Origin of the sequence: Paenibacillus paeoniae, from assembly GCF_003388735.1 — a bacterium.
Taxonomy (GTDB): domain Bacteria; phylum Bacillota; class Bacilli; order Paenibacillales; family Paenibacillaceae; genus Pristimantibacillus; species Pristimantibacillus paeoniae.
The window spans coordinates 165,739-189,239 of the sequence record NZ_QUBQ01000005.1; the positions used below are offsets into that span (position 1 = coordinate 165,739).

The 23,501-nt window shown below is 48.3% G+C and carries 22 protein-coding genes; 14 read left to right on the forward strand and 8 right to left on the reverse strand.

The features are described from left to right. Positions 1-76 precede the first annotated feature (76 nt). Positions 77-715, reverse strand: a complete 639-nt coding sequence (ytaF, locus tag DX130_RS21125; protein ID WP_116048768.1) for a sporulation membrane protein YtaF — start codon at positions 713-715, stop codon at positions 77-79. Between the two features lie 215 nt (positions 716-930). Here ytaF and DX130_RS21130 point away from each other — a divergent pair, with 215 nt between their 5' ends. Continuing rightward, positions 931-1,623, forward strand: coding sequence for a helix-turn-helix domain-containing protein (locus DX130_RS21130; protein ID WP_116048769.1), 693 nt, complete (start codon positions 931-933; stop codon positions 1,621-1,623). On the opposite strand, the gene DX130_RS21135 is transcribed toward DX130_RS21130, so the two are convergent. Continuing rightward, a complete protein-coding gene (locus DX130_RS21135; protein WP_116048771.1) occupies positions 1,574-2,221 on the reverse strand; it encodes a DUF1232 domain-containing protein in 648 nt (215 codons plus the stop codon). The genes DX130_RS21130 and DX130_RS21135 overlap by 50 nt on opposite strands. 187 nt (positions 2,222-2,408) lie before the next feature. Here DX130_RS21135 and DX130_RS21140 point away from each other — a divergent pair, with 187 nt between their 5' ends. Then, a complete protein-coding gene (locus tag DX130_RS21140; protein ID WP_240644643.1) occupies positions 2,409-3,470 on the forward strand; it encodes an LCP family protein in 1,062 nt (353 codons plus the stop codon). A gap of 113 nt (positions 3,471-3,583) precedes the next feature. Then, a complete protein-coding gene (gene rodA / locus DX130_RS21145; RefSeq protein ID WP_116048774.1) occupies positions 3,584-4,714 on the forward strand; it encodes a rod shape-determining protein RodA in 1,131 nt (376 codons plus the stop codon). A gap of 1,214 nt (positions 4,715-5,928) precedes the next feature. Here the strand turns inward: rodA and DX130_RS26585 are convergent. Continuing rightward, positions 5,929-6,066, reverse strand: coding sequence for a hypothetical protein (locus DX130_RS26585; RefSeq protein WP_165861395.1), 138 nt, complete (start codon positions 6,064-6,066; stop codon positions 5,929-5,931). Positions 6,067-6,450: 384 nt separating this feature from the next. Here DX130_RS26585 and DX130_RS21155 point away from each other — a divergent pair, with 384 nt between their 5' ends. From DX130_RS21155 to DX130_RS26255, 4 genes are all read left to right on the forward strand, one after another. Further along, a complete protein-coding gene (locus DX130_RS21155; protein ID WP_116048777.1) occupies positions 6,451-7,746 on the forward strand; it encodes a TolB-like translocation protein in 1,296 nt (431 codons plus the stop codon). Then, a complete protein-coding gene (locus DX130_RS21160) occupies positions 7,736-8,686 on the forward strand; it encodes a M23 family metallopeptidase (protein ID WP_165861396.1) in 951 nt (316 codons plus the stop codon). Before DX130_RS21155 ends, DX130_RS21160 begins: the two co-directional genes overlap by 11 nt. A 52-nt stretch (positions 8,687-8,738) precedes the next feature. Continuing rightward, positions 8,739-9,356, forward strand: a complete 618-nt coding sequence (locus DX130_RS21165) for a hypothetical protein (RefSeq protein WP_116048779.1) — start codon at positions 8,739-8,741, stop codon at positions 9,354-9,356. Between the two features lie 119 nt (positions 9,357-9,475). Continuing rightward, positions 9,476-9,655 carry a hypothetical protein gene (locus DX130_RS26255; RefSeq protein WP_133297962.1) on the forward strand — a complete coding sequence of 60 codons (180 nt, stop codon included), beginning with the start codon at positions 9,476-9,478 and terminating at the stop codon, positions 9,653-9,655. A 123-nt stretch (positions 9,656-9,778) separates the two neighbouring features. On the opposite strand, the gene DX130_RS21175 is transcribed toward DX130_RS26255, so the two are convergent. The 4 genes from DX130_RS21175 to DX130_RS21190 are packed head-to-tail and all read right to left on the reverse strand — an operon-like array spanning position 9,779 to position 13,699. After that, complete coding sequence (locus tag DX130_RS21175) at positions 9,779-10,243, reverse strand: RidA family protein (protein ID WP_116048782.1); 465 nt, start codon at positions 10,241-10,243, stop codon at positions 9,779-9,781. Between the two features lie 36 nt (positions 10,244-10,279). Beyond that, positions 10,280-11,890: an N-acyl-D-amino-acid deacylase family protein gene (locus tag DX130_RS21180; RefSeq protein WP_116048784.1), complete on the reverse strand. Its 1,611-nt coding sequence runs from the start codon at positions 11,888-11,890 to the stop codon at positions 10,280-10,282. Positions 11,891-11,917: 27 nt separating this feature from the next. Continuing rightward, on the reverse strand, positions 11,918-13,042 hold the full coding sequence (locus DX130_RS21185; RefSeq protein ID WP_116048786.1) for an alanine racemase: 1,125 nt from the start codon (positions 13,040-13,042) through the stop codon (positions 11,918-11,920). A 24-nt stretch (positions 13,043-13,066) separates the two neighbouring features. After that, complete coding sequence (locus DX130_RS21190; protein WP_116048787.1) at positions 13,067-13,699, reverse strand: helix-turn-helix transcriptional regulator; 633 nt, start codon at positions 13,697-13,699, stop codon at positions 13,067-13,069. A gap of 180 nt (positions 13,700-13,879) precedes the next feature. Here DX130_RS21190 and DX130_RS21195 point away from each other — a divergent pair, with 180 nt between their 5' ends. From DX130_RS21195 to DX130_RS21215, 5 genes are all read left to right on the forward strand, one after another. After that, the gene (locus DX130_RS21195) at positions 13,880-15,658 is read left to right on the forward strand and encodes a cache domain-containing sensor histidine kinase (RefSeq protein WP_116048789.1); all 1,779 of its coding nucleotides are present in this window, start codon (positions 13,880-13,882) and stop codon (positions 15,656-15,658) included. Further along, a complete protein-coding gene (locus DX130_RS21200; protein ID WP_116048790.1) occupies positions 15,655-17,190 on the forward strand; it encodes a response regulator in 1,536 nt (511 codons plus the stop codon). Before DX130_RS21195 ends, DX130_RS21200 begins: the two co-directional genes overlap by 4 nt. Before the next feature lie 39 nt (positions 17,191-17,229). Then, positions 17,230-18,564, forward strand: coding sequence for an extracellular solute-binding protein (locus DX130_RS21205; protein ID WP_116048792.1), 1,335 nt, complete (start codon positions 17,230-17,232; stop codon positions 18,562-18,564). A 24-nt stretch (positions 18,565-18,588) separates the two neighbouring features. Then, entirely contained in the window at positions 18,589-19,569 is a 981-nt protein-coding gene (locus tag DX130_RS21210; RefSeq protein WP_116048794.1) for a CobW family GTP-binding protein, read from the forward strand. A 115-nt stretch (positions 19,570-19,684) separates the two neighbouring features. Beyond that, positions 19,685-20,272: a hypothetical protein gene (locus DX130_RS21215; protein ID WP_116048795.1), complete on the forward strand. Its 588-nt coding sequence runs from the start codon at positions 19,685-19,687 to the stop codon at positions 20,270-20,272. Positions 20,273-20,388: 116 nt separating this feature from the next. Here the strand turns inward: DX130_RS21215 and DX130_RS26735 are convergent, their stop codons facing one another. Then, positions 20,389-20,697 carry a hypothetical protein gene (locus DX130_RS26735; protein ID WP_240644625.1) on the reverse strand — a complete coding sequence of 103 codons (309 nt, stop codon included), beginning with the start codon at positions 20,695-20,697 and terminating at the stop codon, positions 20,389-20,391. 215 nt (positions 20,698-20,912) lie between these two features. On the opposite strand from DX130_RS26735, the gene DX130_RS21225 reads away from it, so the two are divergent. Both DX130_RS21225 and DX130_RS21230 read left to right on the forward strand, forming a co-directional pair. After that, positions 20,913-21,752, forward strand: coding sequence for a MerR family transcriptional regulator (locus tag DX130_RS21225; protein ID WP_116048797.1), 840 nt, complete (start codon positions 20,913-20,915; stop codon positions 21,750-21,752). Continuing rightward, a complete protein-coding gene (locus DX130_RS21230) occupies positions 21,742-23,484 on the forward strand; it encodes an ABC transporter ATP-binding protein (RefSeq protein ID WP_116048798.1) in 1,743 nt (580 codons plus the stop codon). Before DX130_RS21225 ends, DX130_RS21230 begins: the two co-directional genes overlap by 11 nt. The last annotated feature ends 17 nt before the right edge of the window (positions 23,485-23,501 follow it).

Genomic DNA, 23,501 nt, shown 5'->3' on the forward strand with positions numbered 1-23,501 from the left:
AGCAAGAAAGTATGAGCAGCAGAAAAAACGCCGCAGTAAGCAGCGTTTTCTCTTGGCTATTCCATTAAAGGGCTCCCTACATTTCCAGCAATAAAGAACACGCAATGAGGAGTAGAAGCACACCGCTTATGACGGTCCCGAATTGTCCTACCGAATATTTCCCTATCCGGATGTGGGACAGCTTCATTCCGAATGTAACACCGAACCAGACGGTGACAAAACCCCCTATTGCGGCAAGCAGCGAAATGATTAGCGGAGAGAGACCGAGCAAGCCGGCGCCAATCCCATTCGTTAATGCATTCGCCGATAAAGCAATGCCGAGGATGACGGCCTCCCACAATCCGATACTCATCGATCGATCGAAATCAACAGATGCTGGATTTTTCAAGATGTCTTTGAGGCTGCGAGGAGGGGGTGGAGTGGAAGAATTCTCAGCTGGAGATGGGCTGCGCGGCACAGTCAACAATAGGATGCGAAGGCCGAATACGATCAGAATAAAGACGCCAAGCAGTACAGGAATGATGCCGGGCAAAATATCCGATACCCAAAGTCCGAAGTAGATGCCCGATAAGCTAAACACGAAACAGATGGCGGCCATTAGCAGATTGGATAGAATACGGATGCGGATTTGGCGTATACCGTAGGATAGGCCTACCCCCAGGTTATCAATGCTTGAAGAAATGGTCAGCGCAGCAATCAGAAGCCATGTTGTCATTTTGTCAATCTCTCTCCTTTGTCGGATGGTTTATACATGTATATTGCGGATATTCGTTGAAGTGCCTGGACGTGAAACATTTTGTTGCCAAAAAAGTAACGGCTGTTGTTGATATAGCAACAACTGCTTCTAAGAAAGCATAAGATCCACACCTATCCTGCTATCCGCGAATAAAGTGCATAAACGAAATTTGAAGCAAGGAAGGAGGAGATTATATGAATGACAACAATCCGTCTCATTGCAATATAGGGATGATGTTGAAGTCGTTGCTGAAGGAGCATTCGCTGTCTTTGCGCAAGCTGGCAGAGCTTACCGGCATTCATGCCTCCACGATTTCTCGAATGATCAATGGCAAACAAATGGCGAAGCCTGAGCATCTCCAGCTGTTTGCAAAAACATTTCAAATACCGCTCAAGCAATGGCTGATGGCTGCCGGAATTGAGATAGGCGAAGAGGAAGAAGGAACGGAAACCTCTTATGGTGCTTACATTGGGATGATTCAGGAGACGATGGGACTGGATGAGATCGGGCATGGAAATATCGTGTCGTTAGTGGAGCGGGAATTGGAGAATTATGAGCGGTATGCACTGACGGAGGAAGGAGAGCAGCTAATCTATGAGAGATTTCATAAAAAGACGCAGCAGATTGACGGCACAGGTCCGTTTATCATGCAATTGCGGGAGATGTACGCAGCCTTCTCGGACATCTCGATTCAGCGGCGGGAGCGAGCCATCTTGGGTGGCGTTCTCTTATATTTTATTTTGTCTACGGATGTCATACCGGATTATCTGTTCCCGATCGGATACTTGGACGATGCTATCGCGATTCGAATTGGGCTCGACCGTTTGAAGCTAGTGTCTAAATCAACGATGAGTTTCGAAGATGCAGCTTTTGAACCACATAATTGACAGCAATAGCATCATCAATATAGCCAAGCGGAAAGATATAATCCGGAATGCAGTCAGTCGGAATAATAAAGTATATCAATGCGCTTCCAATCAAGGCGCGCTCGAACCATGTTCCTTTGTTGGTACGAAACTTTTCGTGCATATCCTTCAGAAATTGAATATAGGGTCCGGTGCTTCCTGCTTTGGTTAGCTTCTCTTGAAATTTATTGAGGATCGTTGCTTGTCCTTCTTCGGTTTGGGAGAACAACTCATACTTGGACAATTCATGCTCCACATTGGCGAGGCTGTAGGATTGTGTATTCAGATTGAACGAGGCAAGAATGTCTTGAATATCGGATACGGACGACTGCAGCTCAGTCTGCTGTGCATCAACAGGGTAGCCTGCGGCCAGGAATAAATCCGAGACCGGAACCTGAAGGCATTCGGCAAATCGTTGCAGATGCTCCGGCGTCGCTTTTCGCTTCCCGTTAATAATTCGGGAGATGGTAGCGGTGTCGACAGCAGTCATTTCACTGAATTTACGCAGAGAATAAGCGTGCTGCTTGAGTTTGCTTTTGATCAGTTCGCCCAGCGGACTCCTGTTGTTTTGATCGATCATGGTATACGCACGATCCTTTCTTCTGTTAATACCCTCGTTCTTATCATTATGCGGCAAAGTACATTTTGATTTCAATTAATATATCGATCTGTTGACAATTTGTCAACAGATCGATATATTAATGACAACGTCGCGACCCACCTTACACTTGTTGCGGCATGCTTCAGGAGGGGTATTTCGTTTGAGAATGAATCGATTGCACATTGTGTTGTTATTTGTATTGCTGCTCATATTGACTGGTTGCTTCGCCGTGTATAAGCATCTATCAGGCACGACTATTAACTTGAACAATCCGATCTTGGACAGAGAAATGCTGGAGACGATAGGAAACCAAGATGATGAGGAAGAGTTCATCGGGTATGACATAGAGGCAACGAAGGAAGATTTCTACATGCTGGTTATTGGTCTGGATCATAGCGACAGCCATAGCGGTATGAATACGGATACGCTGCTGTTAGCGCACGTTATTCCGCAATCGAACAGCATCAAGCTAGTTTCCATTCCAAGAGACCTTCGCATTACCAATACACGCGGAACAGGTGCCAAAATTAATTCTACGTTCGCTAACGGATACCAATATGCGGTGCGTGAAGCGCGGGAGCATCCGGAACTGCTTTCCGGCAAAAAAGTAAAGCTGGGCCAGCTAAAGGTTGCGGAGGAATACATAAGCTCTGGGATGGTTACGACAAGGGAGACGATTGAGCGTTACTTCAACATTGATATCGGGTATACCTTTCTCGTATCCTTCGAAACGCTGACATCGTTGGTTGACGCAGTAGGCGGTATTGAAATCGATGTAGAAAGACGTATGGAATATGACGCGCCCAGCGAAAACATGTACATTAGGCTCTATCCCGGGCTGCAAGTGCTTGATGGGGAACAGGCGCTGCAATATGCAAGGTTTCGCAAGGACAATCGAGGGGAAGCCTACCATTCCAATGACTTTGAGCGTGGCATGCGGCAGCAGCAGGTCATCGCCGCGCTGGTACAGAAGCTGAACTCCTGGAACAGCCTCCCCAAAACCTTTGACATGATGGATATTGTCACCTCTAACTTGAAGACCGATATGGCGCCCGGCACGATGCTCTCTATGGTGAAAGCCTATTACGGAAAAATTACAACAGAAGATATATACAGCTTGCCGTTCCCAGGGCAGTGGCAAAGTCCATTCGTCGTGGTAGACGATGAGAGCTTGGACGCCTTGCAGAAGCAATTGACCTCATTGGAGCCTCCCGATTTGGCAAGCTGATGGGGTAACAGTCTCGTTCTGGTTGAATGGAGGACTTACATTTTTGTACAATAGAGCTGTACGGATATCAGATCGACTTATGGATCGGTCGGAAAGCAGGTCTATCACGTATTATGATTCAAAAAGCTAGACGATTGGATTGGGTCATTCTCGGTATCGTATTATGTTTTGCGGGCATTAGCACGATGGTTATTCAGAGTGCCACGATGGGCACACGCTACGAAGGACTGCATGTCGCCAATATCGAGATGTACGCCATCATGCTCGTCCCGATGCTGCTCGTCGCCATGATCGATTATCGAATTATTGTTCGTTATTTGTCTTATCCTTCCTATGTTATCGGCATCATCTTGCTGGTCCTAGTCTTAGTTATTGGCGTCAACCTGAACGGTTCTACACGCTGGATTGAGATCGGCTCACAGCAATTTCAGCCATCTGAATTGGTGAAGATTGCTTTTATTTTGACGTTGTCCCACTTTCTAGGGAGTCGCAAAGGTCAAGCGCTTCGTATATGGAAGGATATTGTACCAGCGCTCGTGATGTTTTTTATTCCGTTTTACCTTGTCTTCAAGCAACCCGATCTGGGTACGTCGATTGTGTTTATCAGCATTCTGGTTAGCATCCTCTGGATGGCCAATATAAGCTGGAAGCAGGTAGTCATCGGATTGTCTGCCCTACTGATTGTGGCTGCTGGAGTCACGGCCTTATATTTTGTGCAATTTGATCTGTTCTCCAAGGTCATCAAGCCGCATCAGCTTGAGAGAATACAGACGTTCATCGATCCGACGCTTGATCCGGAGAATAGCTGGCATGTGAAAAATGCCAAGACGGCGATTGGCTCGGGTGAGCTGTATGGAAAAGGATTTCAGCAGGGTAATCTTGTGCAGGGCGGATATGTTCCGTACCATTATGCAGATTCAATATTCGCTGTGATAGGCGAGGAATTTGGTTTTATCGGCTCGACGATGCTGCTTTTGCTCTATTTCTTGCTCATCTATCGAATGATTATCATCTCGTATAAGTGTCGAAACCTTGCAGGCTCTTATGTTGTCGTTGGTATTATTGCGATGCTGGTGCTGCAAATTTTCGAAAATATTGCCATGCATACCGGATTAATGCCGCTGACTGGCATTGCCTTGCCATTCGTGAGCTACGGAGGCAGCTCGCTGTTAACGAACATGCTGTCGATTGGACTCGTGCTTAGCATTCAGGTGCACCAGAATGATCATGTATTGGAAGAGTAGAACAAGCGGGACTGATTAACTAGCTAATGAATACGAATATGAAAAAGAGAGCTGCCAGCGGCAGCTCTCTTTGCCTGTCAAGTAAGTCTCGACAGGCCGAGAGTCCCTCTGAAGAAGCCATCTCTTAGAGTTCAAAGTTGTCTGGCGACTCCAAATCGTCACAGCCGCCGACAGTAGGTGGACGCCATTCTGATGTAGGTGAAGGCCGCACCTAGTCCGAATTAAGTCGTTCTCACCGCTCTAATGCCCATGAAGGCCGCACCTAGTCCGCTCTAAGTCGTTCGCGTCGCTCTAGTGCCCATGAAAGCCGCACCCAGTCCGCTCTAAGTCGTTCTCACCGCTCTAATGCCCATGAAAGCCGCACCCAGTCCGCTCTAAGTCGTTCGCGCCGCTCTAATGCCCATGAAGGCCGCACCCAGTCCGCTCTAAGTCGTTCGCGCCGCTCTAATGCCCATGAAAGCCGCACCCAGTCCGCTCTAAGTCGTTCTCACCGCTCTAATGCCCATGAAAGCCGCACCTAGTCCGCATTAAGTCGTTCTCATCGCTCTAATGCCTATGAAAGCCGCACCTAGTCCGCATTAAGTCGTTCTCACCGCCTTAAAGCGGTTTTGCCGATTTCAGTCTTATGAGAAGCATTGCTTCTAAAAAAATGACAGATAAAAGTAATTGCAAAATTTAGCGCTCTAAGCAGATATTCATCTTCTGCGAGCCGAGCCACCACATAAAAATAAAAATGCCGAAAAGTCCATTGGACTTTATCGACATTTAGAAGGAGCTGCCAGCGGCAGCTCTCATTTATTGTCCAAAGCTACTAACGTCTGTGCTCATCAGGTTCATTCAAAAACCAGGAAATGTAGGAGCATTGCTCGCAAACCAAGATGATCGCATTGCGATTGGCCCAATCGATGCCGAAAAATGTAGCTCCTCTTGAGTTGAGTTGTCTGTAGTCTTTCTGGAATGAGTCATGTCGGCAGCAGGGACATGTGATCGGGTTGTTGCCCATGGAGTATCTCATAGGAGATCATCCTTTCAAGTGTGGTACTCATATGTACGTATTAGCTGCGGATTCGTTTCTATAATCAGTCTGATTTGGAGGTCTTGTCCATTCATGCCTCGAAGGAAAGACCCGCTGAGGCGAGTCTTTCTGAGTGAACTAATCCGCTAAGGGCATCGAACATGTCTGCATGCATGGAGGATACATATCAGACGTCAGATTACCATTTACCGCCGCCGAAACCGCCATAGCCGCCAAAGCCAAAGCAGCTACAAGCGATAATCACCAACAGAATAAAGAGTACCAGGATCGCTCCAACGGAGTTGTTGCCGTAAGCACCACCAACGCAACCGGACATTGTTACATGCACCTCCTTACGTTTTGAGTACTCTGTATGTTATTCGCCTCTGGTTCAATGTGACTGGGCAAGTAACAGGGGGACATTAAACTTCGGCTATCGCCTAGAGACTAGGCGTATCTGTTCTTCAAATACGTGAGTCAGAGCATTGGTGCAACTAATTGTAAAAAGTTGGCGTCTTTATTTTACTGATAACAGTTGATTAGCTCATGCTTGTCTATGTTCTGCTTATCGAACATTCGTAGAATTTAAGATAACCCTTAAAGTTTAAAAAAAGATAAAAATATCATTTACTAGAAAATAATACTATAATATAATCAATTAAGGAGGAGGTGATGCATTAGATTGGTTTGAATAAACATTAAATTGAGGAGAGTGAGTTAGTTGGATAAACGTAAGGTATTAGTGGCTTTGAGTGCATTGTCAATGTTGCTTTTAGTTGGATTGACAGTAAATATGGTTTCGGGACAGGAAAGCGGTTTGTCTCGAAATAAGCTAGCTGGGGGTCAATACTTTGTTGCTGCTGCAAATCTTATATCAACGACACCATCAATTGAAGAAAAAATACTTATAAGTCAGCAAAGAAAAGAAGTTATTGCTAAAGGAGAAGAGTTCGATCAGTTGGCAACATTAAAACCAGATCCACTCTATTCCCCTCAGAAATTTTACTCTTACAATGAAGAATTAAAAGAAGCAAATGAAGTGAAAAGTGAACCAGTAGTCTTGTACTATAATGTAACCTATCAAAAAGGTGTGACAACAGAAAAACAACTATATCTTCACAAAGTGATTTCAAATCAGGGAATCGTATTAATACCGGATCATACAATTGCAACTCCTGAATTAATACCATCGCCAAATGAAGAGAAATATCTTTTTTCAGATGATGGTAATATTTTCATGATTGATGCCGAATCCTTAGAGGTATCTCATATTTCAAAAGATAATGTGGATGGGTATGATAAATTAAAAATAATAGATTCCCTTATAGAGGGTCAGCAACTTTTTTGGGCATGGGATCCTAAATGGAGTCTGGATGGGGAATCTATAGTGTATGTTTCCAATCGCTCTCATATGAATGGGAGAGGAATGGATATATGGAAGATTGATGTGGGAGACGGAAGTGAGACAAAGATATATAGTCATAGTCAGTCATTAAGGGTTATCGGTTGGACGAATAGGAATGAGATCCTGATTAAGCGTACAAATGATAATAATTCAGAAGATATTATCGAAAAAATATCCATAAGTGGAGAAAGGATTGCAGAACTTTTAAAGAGTGTTGATGTACTTGATATTTCGGCGGATGGAACTAAATTACTCTACTCTCCCAATAGACCAAGCACAGAACTCAGGGTCTTTGATCTGATTTCCAATGAAGATGTTTATACGTTGGACGTTGGAAACGCCATTCAGTTTGATCCTACTGCAACATTTTCGCCTGATGGAGAAAAGATCGTTGCACTAAAATATACAGGAGTGAATGGGGAACGCGAGGTTTGTGTTGTAAATATTCAGTCTAAAAGTGATCAAACTTTCGCAAGCTCTAAGAACCAAATGTTTTATTCAGATATATCATGGATCAATAACGTAGATATATTAATTAATAGTATTGAAGATAATAAAAGTAAAGCAAAGGTCGTGGAAACAAATGTTGGAGGTGGGAATATTGAGGCATAAAATGATTTTGTTATCAATTAATATCGGTCTATTGATTTTACTTTTCACCACTTCTATTTCAGCGGCTCCTTATACCATAAGGTTTGGAGGAGAAGGACCGGGTAATATTTTGGGGTATCCTATCTCAGGAAATCCAGTAGTTACTTCAAAGTCTAATCAACCAAGGAATGTTACTGGTTCTAATCCTCATCAAGGTGTAGATCTTCGTGCAGTAAGTGGTACTGAAGTTAGAGCTATATGCAGTGGGTGGGTAACATCACAAAATGCTACTTCTACCTATGACTTAATATTTGAATGTGATGTTAATGGAGATGGGTTGAAAAATGATAACCTACAAATTTTTTATGATCACTTATCTGCTGTTGGATTTGTTGCAAATAATACTTTTATTGCTAGCGGAACTAAAGTAGCAGAATCGGGAAGCGAGGGTGGAAAGACTGATCCACATCTACATTTTGGTCCTAGAACAGATCGACTAGGTACCAAGGTATGGGTTAGAGCTGAGCCGTATTATAACTGGAATAATAGTTATAATTACGGCCGAGATATGGATTTTATTTCGACTGTATCATGGAGTAATAATGTTGCAAAAATTGTCGCTTATGATATGAGCCTGGGAATAAAAAACTCTTTGAATTCCAATTCTGCAACGTTATATCACCGTATAGATGGTACTTCTACATGGTCGAGTGTTCAGATGGTTAAATCAGGGGATTATTATAGCTATGATTTTAGTAAAGCTTATAGTAATCTTCAAGTAATTAACTGGATGGTGAGAGTTGATAATCCCAATACTAGTGCCACTTACAAATCTGCTTTCATGATTCCTAAATACGAGCAGCCGAGCACCAATCCAAATGGGACAACTAATAATTACGATTACTATAAGTGTACAATTGTTTCAGCTGGCGGGGGATGTAACGCAATAGTTACTCCATAATTATCTCTTTCAAATAAGTGATAAGACTTTAGGAATAGCTGGGAGGCCAATCATGAAGAGAGTTAGTGTTGCACTTCTTGTAACGATAATGATGTCACTTCTGTCTGCATGTACAGATGTTGATAAAGAGAAGCCAACTTCGACACCATTAATAACGAACCAATATGAAGAGCCTGCTACACAGACAACAAGTCCTTCCCTTACTCCTTCACCAACAGTTGAACCCTCACCAATAGCTGAGCCTTCGGAGATAGTGGATGGGCTATTAAAGCATACAAGCGAATACAATTGGTCGATTATGTATCCCTCATCATGGAATCGAAGTAACGAAAGGTTAATATTAGAGGAGAATTCTGGGAAGTTTATAGAATTTCGGACGTTTGATATTCCTGATGAAGGAGTAGATTGGTGGCTGAAAGTTGAAATGAAGAGATTGCTCTCCTCGACGGAAACGAATAACAAACTATTTGAAGGACCGTCAAGTGAGGAGAGAGACGGGTATACCATTCATAAATATGTTATCGAGTCATCAGTTGAAAAAAACTCTACCTTACTCAGACATACGATTATTATAGATGATCATAATATATTTGCATTTCATACTGCATCACCACCTCTCACTAAGGAAGAATATGAGGAAATTATGAGTACGTTTAAATTTGAAAAATGAGCCGTTTGTGTTGGGGAAATGGAAGGGATAGGGCAAACGCACAATTTTCCGATTCGCCTATACATCTTGGGGGAGAATACATAGGATACTGTACCTTCAAAAAAAAGGAGCTGAACATCTTGAATTACGCGGCAAACATGTCTGCAGCCAACGTATCTGGCGCAAACGTATCCGGCGGTGCTAACGCCCACTACCCAGTAGCAGGCGTAGCTTGTGGCAATCCTTGCTCAAACAACGCTGGAGCGATCCTTGTTCTATTTATTCTGTTGGTTATCATTACACGCACTATTCTCTACTAATCCACATAAGGCTCTGATCTTACAACGAACCAACTCGTAAGCGTGTCCACATGCTGATGATAACGACAAAGAAATCCCCAAGCGACCATTCGCTTGGGGATTTTTCGTGGGCTGAAAACCGTATTAGTCGCGAACTTCAGCAATCAGCTCGATCTCAACTGGAGTATGGAATGGAAGGTCGCTTGTGCCGATCGCGGAGCGAGCGTGGCGGCCTTCTTCACCAAATACGTCGATCAGGAGCTGGGAAGCGGCATTAATGACGTAAGGCTGGTCGCCGAAGCCAGGTGCGCTGTTGACGAAAGCCAGGATTTTAACTATCTTTACAACGCGGTCCAGATCGCCCAGGTGAGCTTTCATAGCAGCAAGAAGGTTGATGACAACTTGGCGAGCCGCTTCTTGGCCTTGCTCGATCGTCAGGTCGGAACCTACTTTGCCTTCATACATAAGTACGCCGTCGATACGGCAGTCGAAGCCTGATGTGTAGATCAGGTTACCCGTTTGGTTAACGGTTTTGTACAGAAATTTGGGTTCTGCCAATACCGGCAAAGTAATTCCTAGTTCAGCTAGACGTTGTTCGATTTTAGACATGTTCATTTCTCCTTTAAATCTTATTTGGTTGCTGCATTAATGGTGATGAGAGCAGCAGTGCTGAGCCCGAATTAACGAGCCTTCGCGTTTATGTGTATGGACGCCATGCGACAAAGTCAGCTGGCCTCCGACCACGACATGAGAGATCCCAGTTGGGAATTGGCGCGGATCGGCGAAAGAAGCCGTATCCTGGATTGTTTCCATATCGAAAACGGTAATATCCGCAGCATAGCCTGGCACAAGAAGACCTCGTTTGCCCAGCTTAAAGCGTTGAACCGGGAAGGAGGTCAGCTTGCGTACCGCCTGTTCCAGCGACAAAATTTTGTCATCGCGCACATACTTGGCGAAGACGCGAGGGAATGTGCCGTATGTGCGAGGATGCGGCTTGCCGATCTCACAGTTCAAGCTATCGGATGCGATAAGCGATTTCTCGTAGGAGATGACTTGCTTCACATCATCATCGGACATATGGAAGTAGACAATCGCAATTTGACCATCTTCCTCCAGCAGCAGATCCATCATGCAGTCTACAGGGTGCAGGCTGCGCAGTTCTGCGATCTCCGAGATTGGCTTGCCTTCAAGATGCTTGTTTTTGTCCGAATTGACGGAAGAAACAATAACGCTATTCCAGCCGGTGGAGCATACGAGATTATCCCATTCTGTCTGCTCGTGGCTAAGCTCTTCCTTAATGCGTGCACGCAGGCTTGGGTTGCGGAAAGCCTCAAGCGTCGCCTCAATGCCGCCCTCCAGCACCCATGGAGGAAGAACCGTTGTCAATGTCGTGGATCCCGCATTGTACGGATAGACATCGACGGTCACATCCATGCCGCGCGCTCTTGCCTCTTCGACAAGCTCAAGCGCATCCATGACTTTGCCCCAGTTGATCTTGCCTGCTGCCTTCAAATGGCTGATGTGCAGAGAGATGCCTGTTTTCTCGGCAATCCAGATGACTTCCGCTACCGAAGGAAGCAGGTTATTGCCTTCGCCGCGAATATGAGTGGACAGAAGCCCGTTGTATTTCGGAAGAACGCTGCAAAGCTCGGCCAGCTCTTCGCGGGAGGTATAGCTGCCTGGTGCGTAGAGCAGACCGATAGACAAGCCGATAGCTCCTGCGCGGAGACCTTCCTCCAGCAATTCCTTCATACGCGCAATCTCGGCCGTTGTAGCAGGGCGGTTCTCGAAGCCCATAACGGCGATGCGCAGCGCGCCATGCGCGACATAAGTAGCGATATGCTCGGAGATGGAGGATTTGGCGACATGGTCCATATACTGACCGACCGTCTCCCAAGGCCACTCCCAGCTTGTATTGCCGACTACCGGCTGAATGTAGGTTTTCAGCAGTTCCGCATTGCTTGGCACAAGCGGAGCCGGAGCCAGACCGCAGTTGCCTACAACTTCGGTCGTTACGCCTTGCTGCAGCTTGATGTCGCTGTCCGGATGGTCCAGAATCATTAGATCGGAGTGGCAGTGGCCGTCGATAAAGCCCGGGGAAATAATTTGACGGCCGACGTCGATGACTTTATGCGCTTCTTGATCAATGCTGCCTACCGATACGATAATGCCGTCCTTCACGCCGATATCTCCCCGAAACCAAGGATTTCCGGTTCCGTCGACAATTTTACCGTTCTTTAATACTAAGTCAAGCATAGTTAGCCAATCTCCTCTCGTATGACGCTACTCCAGCAGACCGCGTGCGGCTACAGGCGCTTGAGCCAATGTGCCGTCGGCATGCTGCAGATAGACGAAGTTATGCAAGTTAATCGTGCTGCAGATGTGATTGGGAATAATGGCAATGACGTCGCCGACCTCATAAGGGCTGTCGGCTTGGACGGAGATGACGCCATGCTCTTCGTTCATGCGCTCGAACACAGCATCGGGATCGCCGAGGATATGACCGAAGCCCTTCAGATGAAGCGGCGCTTTGTCCGGCTGCACGTCCGTAGCGAACGTCTTGCTGCCGCCGTCGATGACAATTCGGGTTGGCGTAGGGCGGCTGACGACAGTCGCTATAACGGCGCCTGCGCAATCGTCAATCTCGCATAATCCGAATGCCGCCTGCATGACATCCTGGTAAATATAAGTGCCGGGACGGACTTCTGTAATGCCTTCGATCTCTGCTGCGTACAGAGCTGTTGGCGAGGAGCCGACGCTTATGTCGCGAATGTTCACGCCGGCAGCGCGAATGGCTTCGGCCGTCTGCACCATGAGGCGACCTTCCTCATGGCCTGCTGCCTTAAGATCCATCGTTGCCGAGCCGCTTAGCATTGCACCCCGATAAGTGAAGATTCCGCTCAGCAAGACGCCATCGAGCTTGGAGATTTGCTGCGCGAGAGCTGGTGCAGCTGCCGCATCCACACCCGTCCGGTTCAAGCCGGATTCGATCTCCATTCTGGCTTCCAGTTGCACTCCGTGCTTGGTTGCGACTTGCGAGATGCGCAGTGCTCCTTCCAGGCTATCCACGCCAATGATGAGGCGAACACCGGATTGTACGAGCTTGATGGCTCTCTCCAGCTTGGATAGTGCGACGATCGGATAAGCGACAAATATATCGGTAATGCCCCCCGCTGCCATCACTTCCGCTTCGGCAATTTTGGCTACCGTAATGCCGATAGCACCGGCATCAAGCTGGCGCTGGGCCATCTGCGGCAGCTTATGCGTCTTCGCATGCGGACGAAGCTGAACACCGGTCTTCTTGATCGCTTCTGCCATCCTGGCAATGTTGGATTCAACCGCTTGCAGGGAAATCACGACGCTAGGTGTCTCGACGGCTGCAGCGATTGTGCTTGCGATACGGCTCATTGTGTAATAACCTCCTATGTTCCTTTATGATTTAGATTCTTCTAAGTAGTTATATAGTGTGAATTTGGAGATGCTTAAGTACCCGCATATTTTCTCGCCCGATTTCTTGATCAGGAAAGCGCCTTTCTGGTCCAGGAGCTGGATCAGCCGGATCTTGTCCTCTTTGGTCATGAGTGCCGGCGGTTTGCCGATCGTCTCCTGAGCCTCCATGATGAGCGTATCCAGCAGCTCGTTCACATTGCTGACGAACGATTCGCGGATAGGCTGGAGGCCGCTGCCCGTAATGGACTGAAGCGTCTTCTCCGCCATCATAAGATCGGTAATGTCCAGATTAATGCATACAGCTCCAATAATTTGGCCTGTTTTGTTTTTCACGTACATCGAGGTAGAACGGAGTATGCGTCCGTCCGAAGTCTGGGTGATGTAATTGTGGCGATTGTCGCCGTCGGATGTACCCCTCATAATCTCCAGTCCAAGATTGGTGCTGGGATCGCCGACTTTGCGTCCGGTTACATGCCCGTTCTCAATCGCGACGATGGTGCTGTCGTAAGGCTTGGACCAGTCATGAATGACCACTTCGCAATTGTCCCCGAACTGAGCGGCCATGCCTTTGGCAAGCTCGGCAAAAAATATAAATTCCTGGGATATAGTCTCCAACGTACGCCCCCTTTCCATACCTCTAACCTTTATCTAGTCCACATGGTACACCTACACAACCCAAAAATCAAACTAAAATTTTGTTATACTAAAAAAAAGTATGACAGGCAGTAGTGCAGATAGCGACTGGCCGGATTGGTCATTCTAAATAGAGGTTTTTGGTGGGAGGAATGAGATCACATGCGTTGGATTAGCAGCTCGTTGAAACGTAAGCTGTCCGTATTTTTATTGTTAGCTGTATTGATCCCCTTACTTGCCCTGGGCTTGTTCGCGTATCATATGGCGGCGACCGCGACGGAAGAGAAGGCCAAGCAGTCCGGTACCGGAATATTGAGGCAAATGGCGACCAATATGGAGTTCATCGTACAGGACGCCGAAAATTTATCGCTATTTCTGATCGGACAAAAGGATGTGCAGCACTTTTTGAGCGGATCGGGTACGGATCCTGTTCAACAAACAAAAATGATTGAGTTTTTATCTAATTTGGTCTATTCCAAGCCATATATTTCCGATATTACTATATATCCGGTTCATTCTTCTCCGCCGATATCGAATACGACGATATTTTATACAGACCTGCCTGGCGTAGATGAACGGATCACACATTTTCAATCGGAAACCAAGTTTTGGACAGGCAACTATGAGACGGATACGGCAACTGGCACCAATCATGTGATTTCATTGGTTCGGCCTATCCGCAGCTTAACCAATTACAAGCAGCTAGGAACGATAGTCATTAGTTTGAACGAACGTGCGCTGACACGAATTTTGAATGAAGCGAGTATTTCTGAGAACGGTGAGGTATCGCTTACCAACAGTGAAGGAATGATTTTGGCCAGAGCGGGTCAAGTTCCCTATCAGGACGGCAAGCTTAGCGATCAGCTTACAGATGCGCAGCTTGAGAACGCAGCGGGCTGGTTATATGATGGGACTGGGGAAGATAAGCGGACAGTGCTCTATGACACGGTCACAGGCGTGGATTGGACGTTGACGGGCACGATGCCAATGGAAGATTTCCGCAATGAAAACAGCTATGTGCTGAAGCTGATGGTTGCCGTTATTGGCGTGTCTATGCTTATTGCTTCTGTTCTTGTCCTTTATTTTGTGCAAAGAATTACGAATCCGCTTATGATGCTTACAAGTTTCTTGAAAAGCTCCAATCCTGAGGATTCCCTTCAGACGTATCCGGTGGAATCGATGGATGAGGTCGGCCAGCTCGTTCGGAGCTACAATCAGCTCAGTGACCGTATTGTCCATCTTACGGAGCAGGTCAAGCATGAGGAATCAAGCAAGAAGGAAGCGGATATGCAAGCGCTGCAAGCGCAGATCAATCCTCACTTCTTGTATAACACCTTATCCTCTATTCATTGGATGGCCTTGATGAACAGGGATGACAAAATTGCCGATATGGTCGGAAGTTTGAGCGATTTTCTTAGATTCAGCTTGAACAAGGGCGAAGAATTCTGTTCCGTAGAGCAAGAGGTAGCTCATGCCAAGCACTATGCCAATATTCAATCCATACGCTTCCCAGGCAAGTTCTGGATCAAGCTCGAGATTGATCCGGAGCTGAATGCGGAGCGAATGCTGAAGCTGCTGCTTCAGCCCTTGATCGAGAACGCGCTTATTCATGGCATACAGCAGCAGCCGGAGGCTGGGGAGATCAAAGTGACCGCGAAGCGAGCAGCGGGACGGATGCTCTTTGGCGTGGAGGACAACGGTGTAGGCATGAAGTCCGATAAGCTGGCGGACATCAAGAGAGAGCTCCAAGGTCCCGAAGACCAGAAGCGGGACTGGGAACAGCTGGAGCGAGGAAGCTACGGTCTGCGCAATGTGCACAAGCGGCTGCAGCTGCATTATGGCATAGAATCGGGCTTGTGCATTGAGAGTGCTTACCAAGAGGGGACGAAGGTATCCTTCGCTATACCTCTAGCGCGGAAAGAGGAGGCGGAGTCGGAATGAAACTATTAATTGTAGATGATGAAGTCATTATTCGCACAGGCCTCAGCACGGTGATTCCGTGGTCGGAATACGGATATGAGCTGCTTCGGCCAGCAGCATCCGCCGAGGAGGCGATCGCAAGGCTGGAATCGGAGAGACCGGATATCGTGTTGACCGATATACAGATGACGGGATTGAACGGGTTCGACTTGGCCAGAGAAGTGAAGAGGCTGCTCCCTAGCACGGAAGTCATTATTTTGACCGGTTACGATCAATTCGAGTATGCGAGAAGGGCCATTACAGAAGGCGTAAGCGACTATTTGCTCAAGACTAGCCGTCCTGACGAAATTATGGGTGCCGTCGGCGCTGCGCGTGAGAGAATCGTTATGCGGGGAGAGAGCGGCAATCGGGATGAATTGCGTGAGAAGCTCATTGAGACGCTGATCCAGGGCGGTGAGGTGGATTATACGACGATGCGCCAGAGCTTGCGGCTGCTGCCCAGGCTGAGGATGGACACAGCCTCGCGTTATGTGGTCTGCTGCATTGGAGCTACCGGCTGGGGAACGGAGAATGGATATGGCAAGCTGCTGTTATTCGCTGCCCACAATGTCATTGATGAGCTGGTCGAGGGAGAGGCCGCTTTGCGGGAGGATCACATTCTGTTGATTCTTCCTCTGATGAAGGGGGAGCAAGACAGCTTGATCAAGCTGGAGGCTATGCTGCAGCGAATCGAAATCAAGCTCAAATGCAAGCTGCATGTGGCCATAGGCGAAGAAGTAGGCGGCCTGGATGAGCTGAAGCACTCCATCAACAGCGCGCTGCATACGTTCCTGTATCAGGGGCTTCTGCCCGAAGTCAGAATGATCGACAGTCGTGCCGTCAGCAGACGCAAGGGGAGCCGCAGAGCATGTACGCCATGGGAGAAGGAACGTCTGGGCGAACTGTTGGTGGATGGAGACGCACAAGCTCTTCATCTTTGGCTGGATGGTATCGTCAAGGAAATGGAATCGGATGAGGAGACGACCCCGGAATCGTATCAAGCTTATTTGAACTCTGTCTTGCAAGCAGGGGAGGAAGCGATCCGTCGCTTGTTGCAAGAGGCGGGTGCTGAGTCACCTGAGGCGATAAAAGCGCAGCCTATTTCTTTAAAACTCGCAGCCGAGAATGGAGGCGAGGAGATGCTGAGCCGTATGCTGGAGCTATTGAAGCATTATTTGACAGCATCGGGCCATCACAGCATGCCGCCTATGAATCGGGCGATCGCCTACATACATGAACATCTCGAAGAAGACCTGTCGCTGTCGCTCGTCGCTAAACGGGTCCAGCTTACGCTGCATCACTTCAGCGAAGTGTTCCGCCGGGAGACCGGACACACCTATGCGGAGTTCGTCGCGAAGGCCAGAGTAGAGAAGGCAATGGAACTGTTGAAGGAGACAGATGCGTCATTTAGCGAAATTGCCAGTCGTGTGGGTTATGGAGATGTGGAGTTTTTTAGCGGATTATTCGAAAATCATACAGGCTTTACGCCATGGGAATACCGTCGCAGGGGTTAAGGGGAGAGTGTTAATCTATCATGTGGGAGGAAACGCGGGATGAAAAGGACTGTAACGGCTGTCATTGCCTTGACCGTTCTTATTGCCGTGTCGGCAGGTTGCAGCATCTCGAAGGTATGGGAGGCTGGCAAGACCGGCAGCGAAAAGGCAACCATTTCGTTGTGGCATAATTTCACCGGTGATGATCTGCGCGCGCAGACGATGCGGTCGATCATACAGGAATTCGAAGAAGCTCATCCTGACATTAAAGTTGACGTACAGGCGATACCGCCGGACGAATATCGCGCCCGACTGAAGAAGAGCGCCGAAGGGGGCGATATCCCGGATGTGTTCGTCTTATGGAGCGGGGCGATGACTCGTGAGTACGCAGCGGCATCTCTGATTCAACCGATCGATGATCTGGTTGACGCATACCCTGAGTGGAGGGATGGCTTCCTGCCGAACTCGCTGGAAGCGTTCAAGGATCGCGGGCTTGTCTATGGCGCGCCGATGGGTTTGTCACCTACCTCCATCTTGTATTACAACAAGCGGATATTCGAAGAGAACGAACTGCGCGTACCGACGACGTGGGGCGAGCTGATGTACATGGTCGGAAAGCTCAATAGCAAAGGTATTACGCCCATTGCTCTCGGCAATAAGGCGGGATGGCCAGCTCAATCCAGCATTTTCAGCTCAATTGCCGACCGTGTGACGGGGACCGAATGGCTGATAAATGCGGCGAACCAGGAAAAAGGGGCCAAATTCACAGACGCCACGTTTATTGAGGCGCTGAAATATATGAAACAGCTTGGCGAGGTGGGAGCTTTCCAGAAGGGCTATCAACACATGAATAACATAGAGATGGAGCTGATGTTCGCCCGAGGCGAGTCGGCTATGATGATTGATGGCGGATGGGCGCTCACCAATTTGGCAGCAAACGCGAGCCTGGAAGCGATGAGCGAGATGGGAGCGGCGCTGCTTCCAGCCATCCCGGATGGCAAGGGAGATCCCAATACATTAGCAGGCGTTGTCGGTTCCGGCATGGCGCTGGGCATTCATGCGGAAGGTTCAGACAAAGAAGCCGCTTATGAGCTTATCTATGCGATGTCCGGCCCGGATGCTCAGCAGCGTACGCTGGAGAGCAATCAACTGGTCAGCTATAAGCTTGAGCTCGACAAGAGCAAAGTATCCCCGATCTTTGCGGAAGTGTACGATTTGGTGAATAGCGTCAGTCTGACTCCTGTATATGACGGGGTGCTGACGACAGAAGGAGCGGAAGCGGTCAATAATGGGCTGCGTGAGCTGTTGGAGGGAGGAGATCCGGAGAAGATAGCTGCCAGTATTCAGGAAGCGCAGGCGAAGGCGCTGGGACAATTGCTTGGCAACATGCACTAGAAACGGAATGAGGAGATTTGGATCATGAGTCAACCTAATAGGGAAGCAACGAAAACGCCTATTTATTTATTGTCTGGTTTTTTGGGCAGCGGCAAGACGACATTTTTATCCAATTTGCTGTCTCATTTGAAGCAGGAGGGCAAACGTCCGGCTGTCATTATGAATGAATTGGGCGATATCAATCTGGATGGCGAACTGCTGGATCGTGATGTTCCCATGGCTGAGATGCTGGGCGGATGCATCTGCTGCTCCATTCGCGGCGATCTCGGTGTAGAGATCGCATCCTTGATTCAGCAGCATCATCCCGATGCGATCATTATTGAATCGACGGGCGCGGCGAATCCGATGGAGACGCTGGATGGGGTGACTGACGCAGCGATGTATACTTCTCTGGAGCTTCGTTCTGTCATTACGGTTGTAGACGGGCCCGAGCTGCTGGAGCGGAGAAAGCTGGGCAAGGGACGGACCTATAAGCTTATGGTGGAGCAGATCAGATGCGCTACGCTCCTATTGTTGAACAAGACAGACAAGCTGGAGCCGGAGCAGCTGGTGGAAGCCCAGCAATTGCTCAGGGAGCTCAATGCTCATGCGGTCATTGTGCCCACGGTTCGTGGTGGGATCGTGGATTGGGAGTGGTTGAGCGAGACGGCTGTCTCCAAGGCTACGGATGCACATGAGCATGAGCAGGGCGGACATGAAGAACATCACCACAGCCACGGGCATGTCATGGCGTACACCCATTATTTTGACGGGCCTGTTCAAAGCGACGCTTTCGAGGCACTGCTTCAGCAATTGCCAGATTCGATCTATCGTGCGAAAGGTGTCGTATCCTTCTCAGATACCTCCAGCGGCAGCCGTTATCTGTTCCAATATGCTTATAAGGAATCTGATTTCATCCGTATCGAGCCCCAAGGAAAAGTGAACGATGTTGCGGTATTTATCGGCGAGCATTTCTCCAAGGAGGAGCTGCTCCAGATGATCGAAGAGGTCGTAGCGGAGTCTTAAATAGTCGAATGATGTCTACCCGGTCGCGTGTATGGGAACAATATTCCAAATGAGGGGAATGCGTTATCGCGTTCGACTCGCCATATATTGCGACAGAAGGGTGAGGCAGCAGCACATGAGGAAGATCAACATATACCTGATTATGGCCGCGGCAATTAGTATCGCTGCAGCTTCCGTAGGCACGTCCCAAACTGCGATCTATGCGGAGCATCAATCCGTATCCGAGATGCTGGAAGGGCCGGTGCTTCAGGACGACAAGAACATCAGGCATCATCACGGCGGGATGTCCAAGGAGCAATTCGAGGCTTACCGGTTGAAGAAATTACAGGAAATGGCCGTCTACTTCGGCATCTCGACAGAGGGCAAGACTGCGGATCAATTGAAGAAGGAGCTCCTCGTCGCGAAGGAAGCGAATAAGGAGAAGTGGGAAGCCTTCAAAGCCGAGCATAGGGCGAAGCGTCTGGAGCATCTGCAGAAGATCGCAGATAAGCATGGCATTGAGACGAAGGGAAAAACGGAGGATCAGCTGCGCGAGGAGCTGGAGAAGGCTCATAACGATAAGGAGAAGCATCATTGGAAGGAAAGAAATGAGCAAAGGCAAGAGGAACCTACGCCTCAGCCAACCGCCGCACCGGAGAAGAAAGCGACACCTGAACCAATCGCAACGCCGAAGAAGGCAGCGCCTAAAGGGGAAAAATCTTAACCGTATGCGAACAGGCATAGAAGTTTGCCAGAGTGATTCTGGCAGGCTCCTATGCCTTTTTTATGATGCTAGCCATGGGAACGAGGGATGGCAGGTCCATGCCTACAGGTAATCTGCTAAAAGGTAGTCGTAAAAATGGTGCCGAACAGCAGTACCACAATGAGCAGATAGAAGGCAAGAACGATGGCTGCCCAAATTAGCGCAGCCTTGAAGTAATTTTGCTTCGAAGGATTGCCTTCTCCAAAAGCAAATATGAACATCAACACAATATTGACCACCGGTATGATCATGAGCAGCATCGTGAGCATCCATTCCTTTACCGATACAATGGGCGCCGTTTCCTGGGACTGCTGCAAAGAATATTGGTGATAAGTATGTTGAGGGCTTCCTTCGCCGAATGACGGCGGAACCGGGTTGTTCTCCACATCAATCGCTCCTTCCGAATGGGATAGGTAGCTTGAGAGCCACATTTCATTATATAGAGGAATCCTGCAATTAAAACCAAATTTCTCGGAACGCTTATCCATTATTCGACTGATGAAGACAAGCTTTGCAAGACTGGACTTTTTTCAAAAAAAGACTTGTGCTTGACGTTACGTCAAGTGCTATGCTCGTAGTATAGAGAGAGGAGGCGGAGGGGATGGAGATGAAATCGAATTCGGAAAAAACGTACGTTATCGGGGCATTCGCCAAGCTGACTGGCGTAACAGAGCGTACACTGAGGTTTTATGATCGGAAGGGTCTGCTAACACCTTCTGGCAGGAACGCTCAGGGACATCGTTATTATATGGAGCATGACTTGCTTCGGCTGCAACAAATTTTGACGATGAAGTATTTGGATTTCAGCTTGGAGGAAATCGGGGAACACTTCGCAGAGCCGGGGGCTGATCTGGAGCATTCGCTTTCGACTCAATACGAGCTGCTCAAGAAGAAGCGTCAGCAGTTGGAGCAAGCGATTATAGCGATAGAGCGGCTGAGAAGCTATGTAGATGGAACGGGAAAAGTAGATAGCGCCTTGCTGTTGATGTTCATCCACAACATTCAGAATGAAGAGGTTCAAAAGAAATATTTATTAGAGCGCATGCCCGCTGTACTCGTAGATGCAATCTATCATGAGGGAGTATCCAAAGAGGTTGGACTGGAGCGGGATCGCAAGATAACCAGTTCGCTCGTCGAGCTATTGTCGCATTGCAGGGCCGGCAAGAGCCCGACTGATCCGGAAGTGCTGGCTGCAGGCAGCCGGATGGCGCAAATTGTGGAAGAAACGCTTGGTTCCGCTATTAGTCAATTGAGCGAGCAAGAGATATTGGAGCTGGAGCAGGAGATGGAACAGTTTCTGGACCCTGTTTTGTTCCAGAACAGCCTATCGAAGGAGGAGGAAGCCTTTGTACAAGCTGTCATGAATGAACTGGAGAAGAGAGAGCTGGAAAATAGAGAATTGGAAAATAGGGTAGACGGGGGGAATAGCGATGGAAGTTAAACCGTTTTTTTCACTGATTGGCAAGCATAGACCGGCAAGGTGGCTTATTGGGGCGGCTATCGCACTGGGACTGCTGGAGACCGTGATGTCGCTGCTTATACCGTTGTTAACGAAAAACGTCGTGGAGCAGCTTTCGTCATCCGCACTGGAGACCCTTACGATCGTATCGCTCGCAGCCGTATTTATTTTGCAGACGGCGTCGTCCGGATTTTCGGTTTATACGATGTCCTATGTCGGCCAATTCATTATCGGAGGCATACGCAAGGAGCTTTGGGAGCGTGTGCTTCGCCTTCCCGTTCCGTTCTTCGATCGGAACACATCCGGGGAGACGATGAGCCGTGTAACGAACGATACGAATATCATTAAGGACTTTATTATCAGTCATGTGATTTCCTTCCTCGGCGGCATCGTCTCTATTATCGGTGGAGTCGCTATTCTGCTCTATATCGATTGGAAGATGACAGTACTGATGTTCATCGCTGTGCCATTCGCGATGCTTATTCTTTGGCCGCTCGGCACCAAGATGTTCAAAATCTCCAAGTCTATGCAGGACGAGACGGCGCTGTTTCAGGGCGACCTTGGGCGGGTATTGTCCGACATTAGGCTTGTTAAGGCTTCACTGGCGGAAGAGGTGGAATACAAGCAAGGCAAAGGGCGGATTAAGAGCTTGTTCCGCTTCGGCTTGCAGGAAGCCAAAATCATGTCCATCGTAACGCCGCTTATGATGACGGTCATGCTGCTCATCCTCGTTCTACTCATTGGATACGGCGGTGTGAGAGTTGCGCAGGATTCTTTGTCCACAGGTGATTTGGTCGCCATTATATTATACATGTTCCAAATCGTTATGCCGTTCACGCAGATGGCGTCCTTCTTTACGCAATTCCAGAAGGCGATGGGCGCATCCATGCGGATCATTGAGCTGATGGATGAGCCGGCGGAGGCAGACGCATCGGCTTCCCGCGTGAAGAGACAGTCTTTGACGCTGGATAAAGGTCTGACGCTGGCCTTTGATAGAGTAAGCTTCGCTTATTCGGCTGATAGGCCCATTGTCCAAAATCTGACCTTCCACGCCCAGCCCGGCGGTATGACCGCTATTGTAGGGCCCAGTGGAACCGGCAAGACGACGCTATTCTCCCTGATCGAGCAATTCTATAACCCCAATGAAGGGGTTATACGTTACGGTGATGTGCCGATTGCGGATATCGGCTTGGATAACTGGCGCAGCCGCATCGCTTATGTGTCTCAGGATAGCCCGATGATGGCGGGAACGATTCGCCATAATCTCACTTACGGTCTTGATGAGGTAGAAGAGTCCAGAATCAGAGAGGCGCTCGCACAATCCAACCTGACCGAATTTATGGCTTCGCTGCCAGAAGGTTTAGAGACGGAAGTGGGGGAGCGAGGCGTCAAGCTCTCTGGCGGTCAACGCCAGCGTCTGGCCATCGCAAGAGCGCTGCTGCGCGATCCCGATATTCTATTGCTGGATGAGGCGACGGCGCATCTGGACAGCGACTCCGAGAAGCTGGTTCAAGAGGCCTTGAACGAGCTGATGAAAGCCAGAACGACACTTGTCATCGCTCATCGCCTGTCTACAATCAGTAACGCGGATAAGATTGTTGTTCTGGAGAAGGGTGAAGTGACCGGTCAAGGGACACACGATGAGCTGTTGCAAAATCATAAGCTGTACGCCAAGCTGGTGGAGCAGCAATTCATCAACAACCAAGCTCACTAGTGTATAATGTCAGGGAC

What these genes read in the sequence shown, in the direction of transcription:
- ytaF (WP_116048768.1), bottom strand. Translation starts at nt 715, where the DNA reads ATGACAACATGGCTTCTGATTGCTGCGCTGACCATTTCTTCAAGCATT.
- DX130_RS21130 (WP_116048769.1), top strand. Translation starts at nt 931, where the DNA reads ATGAATGACAACAATCCGTCTCATTGCAATATAGGGATGATGTTGAAG.
- DX130_RS21135 (WP_116048771.1), bottom strand. Translation starts at nt 2,221, where the DNA reads ATGATCGATCAAAACAACAGGAGTCCGCTGGGCGAACTGATCAAAAGC.
- DX130_RS21140 (WP_240644643.1), top strand. Translation starts at nt 2,409, where the DNA reads ATGAATCGATTGCACATTGTGTTGTTATTTGTATTGCTGCTCATATTG.
- rodA (WP_116048774.1), top strand. Translation starts at nt 3,584, where the DNA reads ATGATTCAAAAAGCTAGACGATTGGATTGGGTCATTCTCGGTATCGTA.
- DX130_RS26585 (WP_165861395.1), bottom strand. Translation starts at nt 6,066, where the DNA reads ATGTCCGGTTGCGTTGGTGGTGCTTACGGCAACAACTCCGTTGGAGCG.
- DX130_RS21165 (WP_116048779.1), top strand. Translation starts at nt 8,739, where the DNA reads ATGAAGAGAGTTAGTGTTGCACTTCTTGTAACGATAATGATGTCACTT.
- DX130_RS21175 (WP_116048782.1), bottom strand. Translation starts at nt 10,243, where the DNA reads ATGTCTAAAATCGAACAACGTCTAGCTGAACTAGGAATTACTTTGCCG.
- DX130_RS21180 (WP_116048784.1), bottom strand. Translation starts at nt 11,890, where the DNA reads ATGCTTGACTTAGTATTAAAGAACGGTAAAATTGTCGACGGAACCGGA.
- DX130_RS21185 (WP_116048786.1), bottom strand. Translation starts at nt 13,042, where the DNA reads ATGAGCCGTATCGCAAGCACAATCGCTGCAGCCGTCGAGACACCTAGC.
- DX130_RS21195 (WP_116048789.1), top strand. Translation starts at nt 13,880, where the DNA reads ATGCGTTGGATTAGCAGCTCGTTGAAACGTAAGCTGTCCGTATTTTTA.
- DX130_RS21200 (WP_116048790.1), top strand. Translation starts at nt 15,655, where the DNA reads ATGAAACTATTAATTGTAGATGATGAAGTCATTATTCGCACAGGCCTC.
- DX130_RS21205 (WP_116048792.1), top strand. Translation starts at nt 17,230, where the DNA reads ATGAAAAGGACTGTAACGGCTGTCATTGCCTTGACCGTTCTTATTGCC.
- DX130_RS21210 (WP_116048794.1), top strand. Translation starts at nt 18,589, where the DNA reads ATGAGTCAACCTAATAGGGAAGCAACGAAAACGCCTATTTATTTATTG.
- DX130_RS21215 (WP_116048795.1), top strand. Translation starts at nt 19,685, where the DNA reads ATGAGGAAGATCAACATATACCTGATTATGGCCGCGGCAATTAGTATC.
- DX130_RS21225 (WP_116048797.1), top strand. Translation starts at nt 20,913, where the DNA reads ATGGAGATGAAATCGAATTCGGAAAAAACGTACGTTATCGGGGCATTC.
- DX130_RS21230 (WP_116048798.1), top strand. Translation starts at nt 21,742, where the DNA reads ATGGAAGTTAAACCGTTTTTTTCACTGATTGGCAAGCATAGACCGGCA.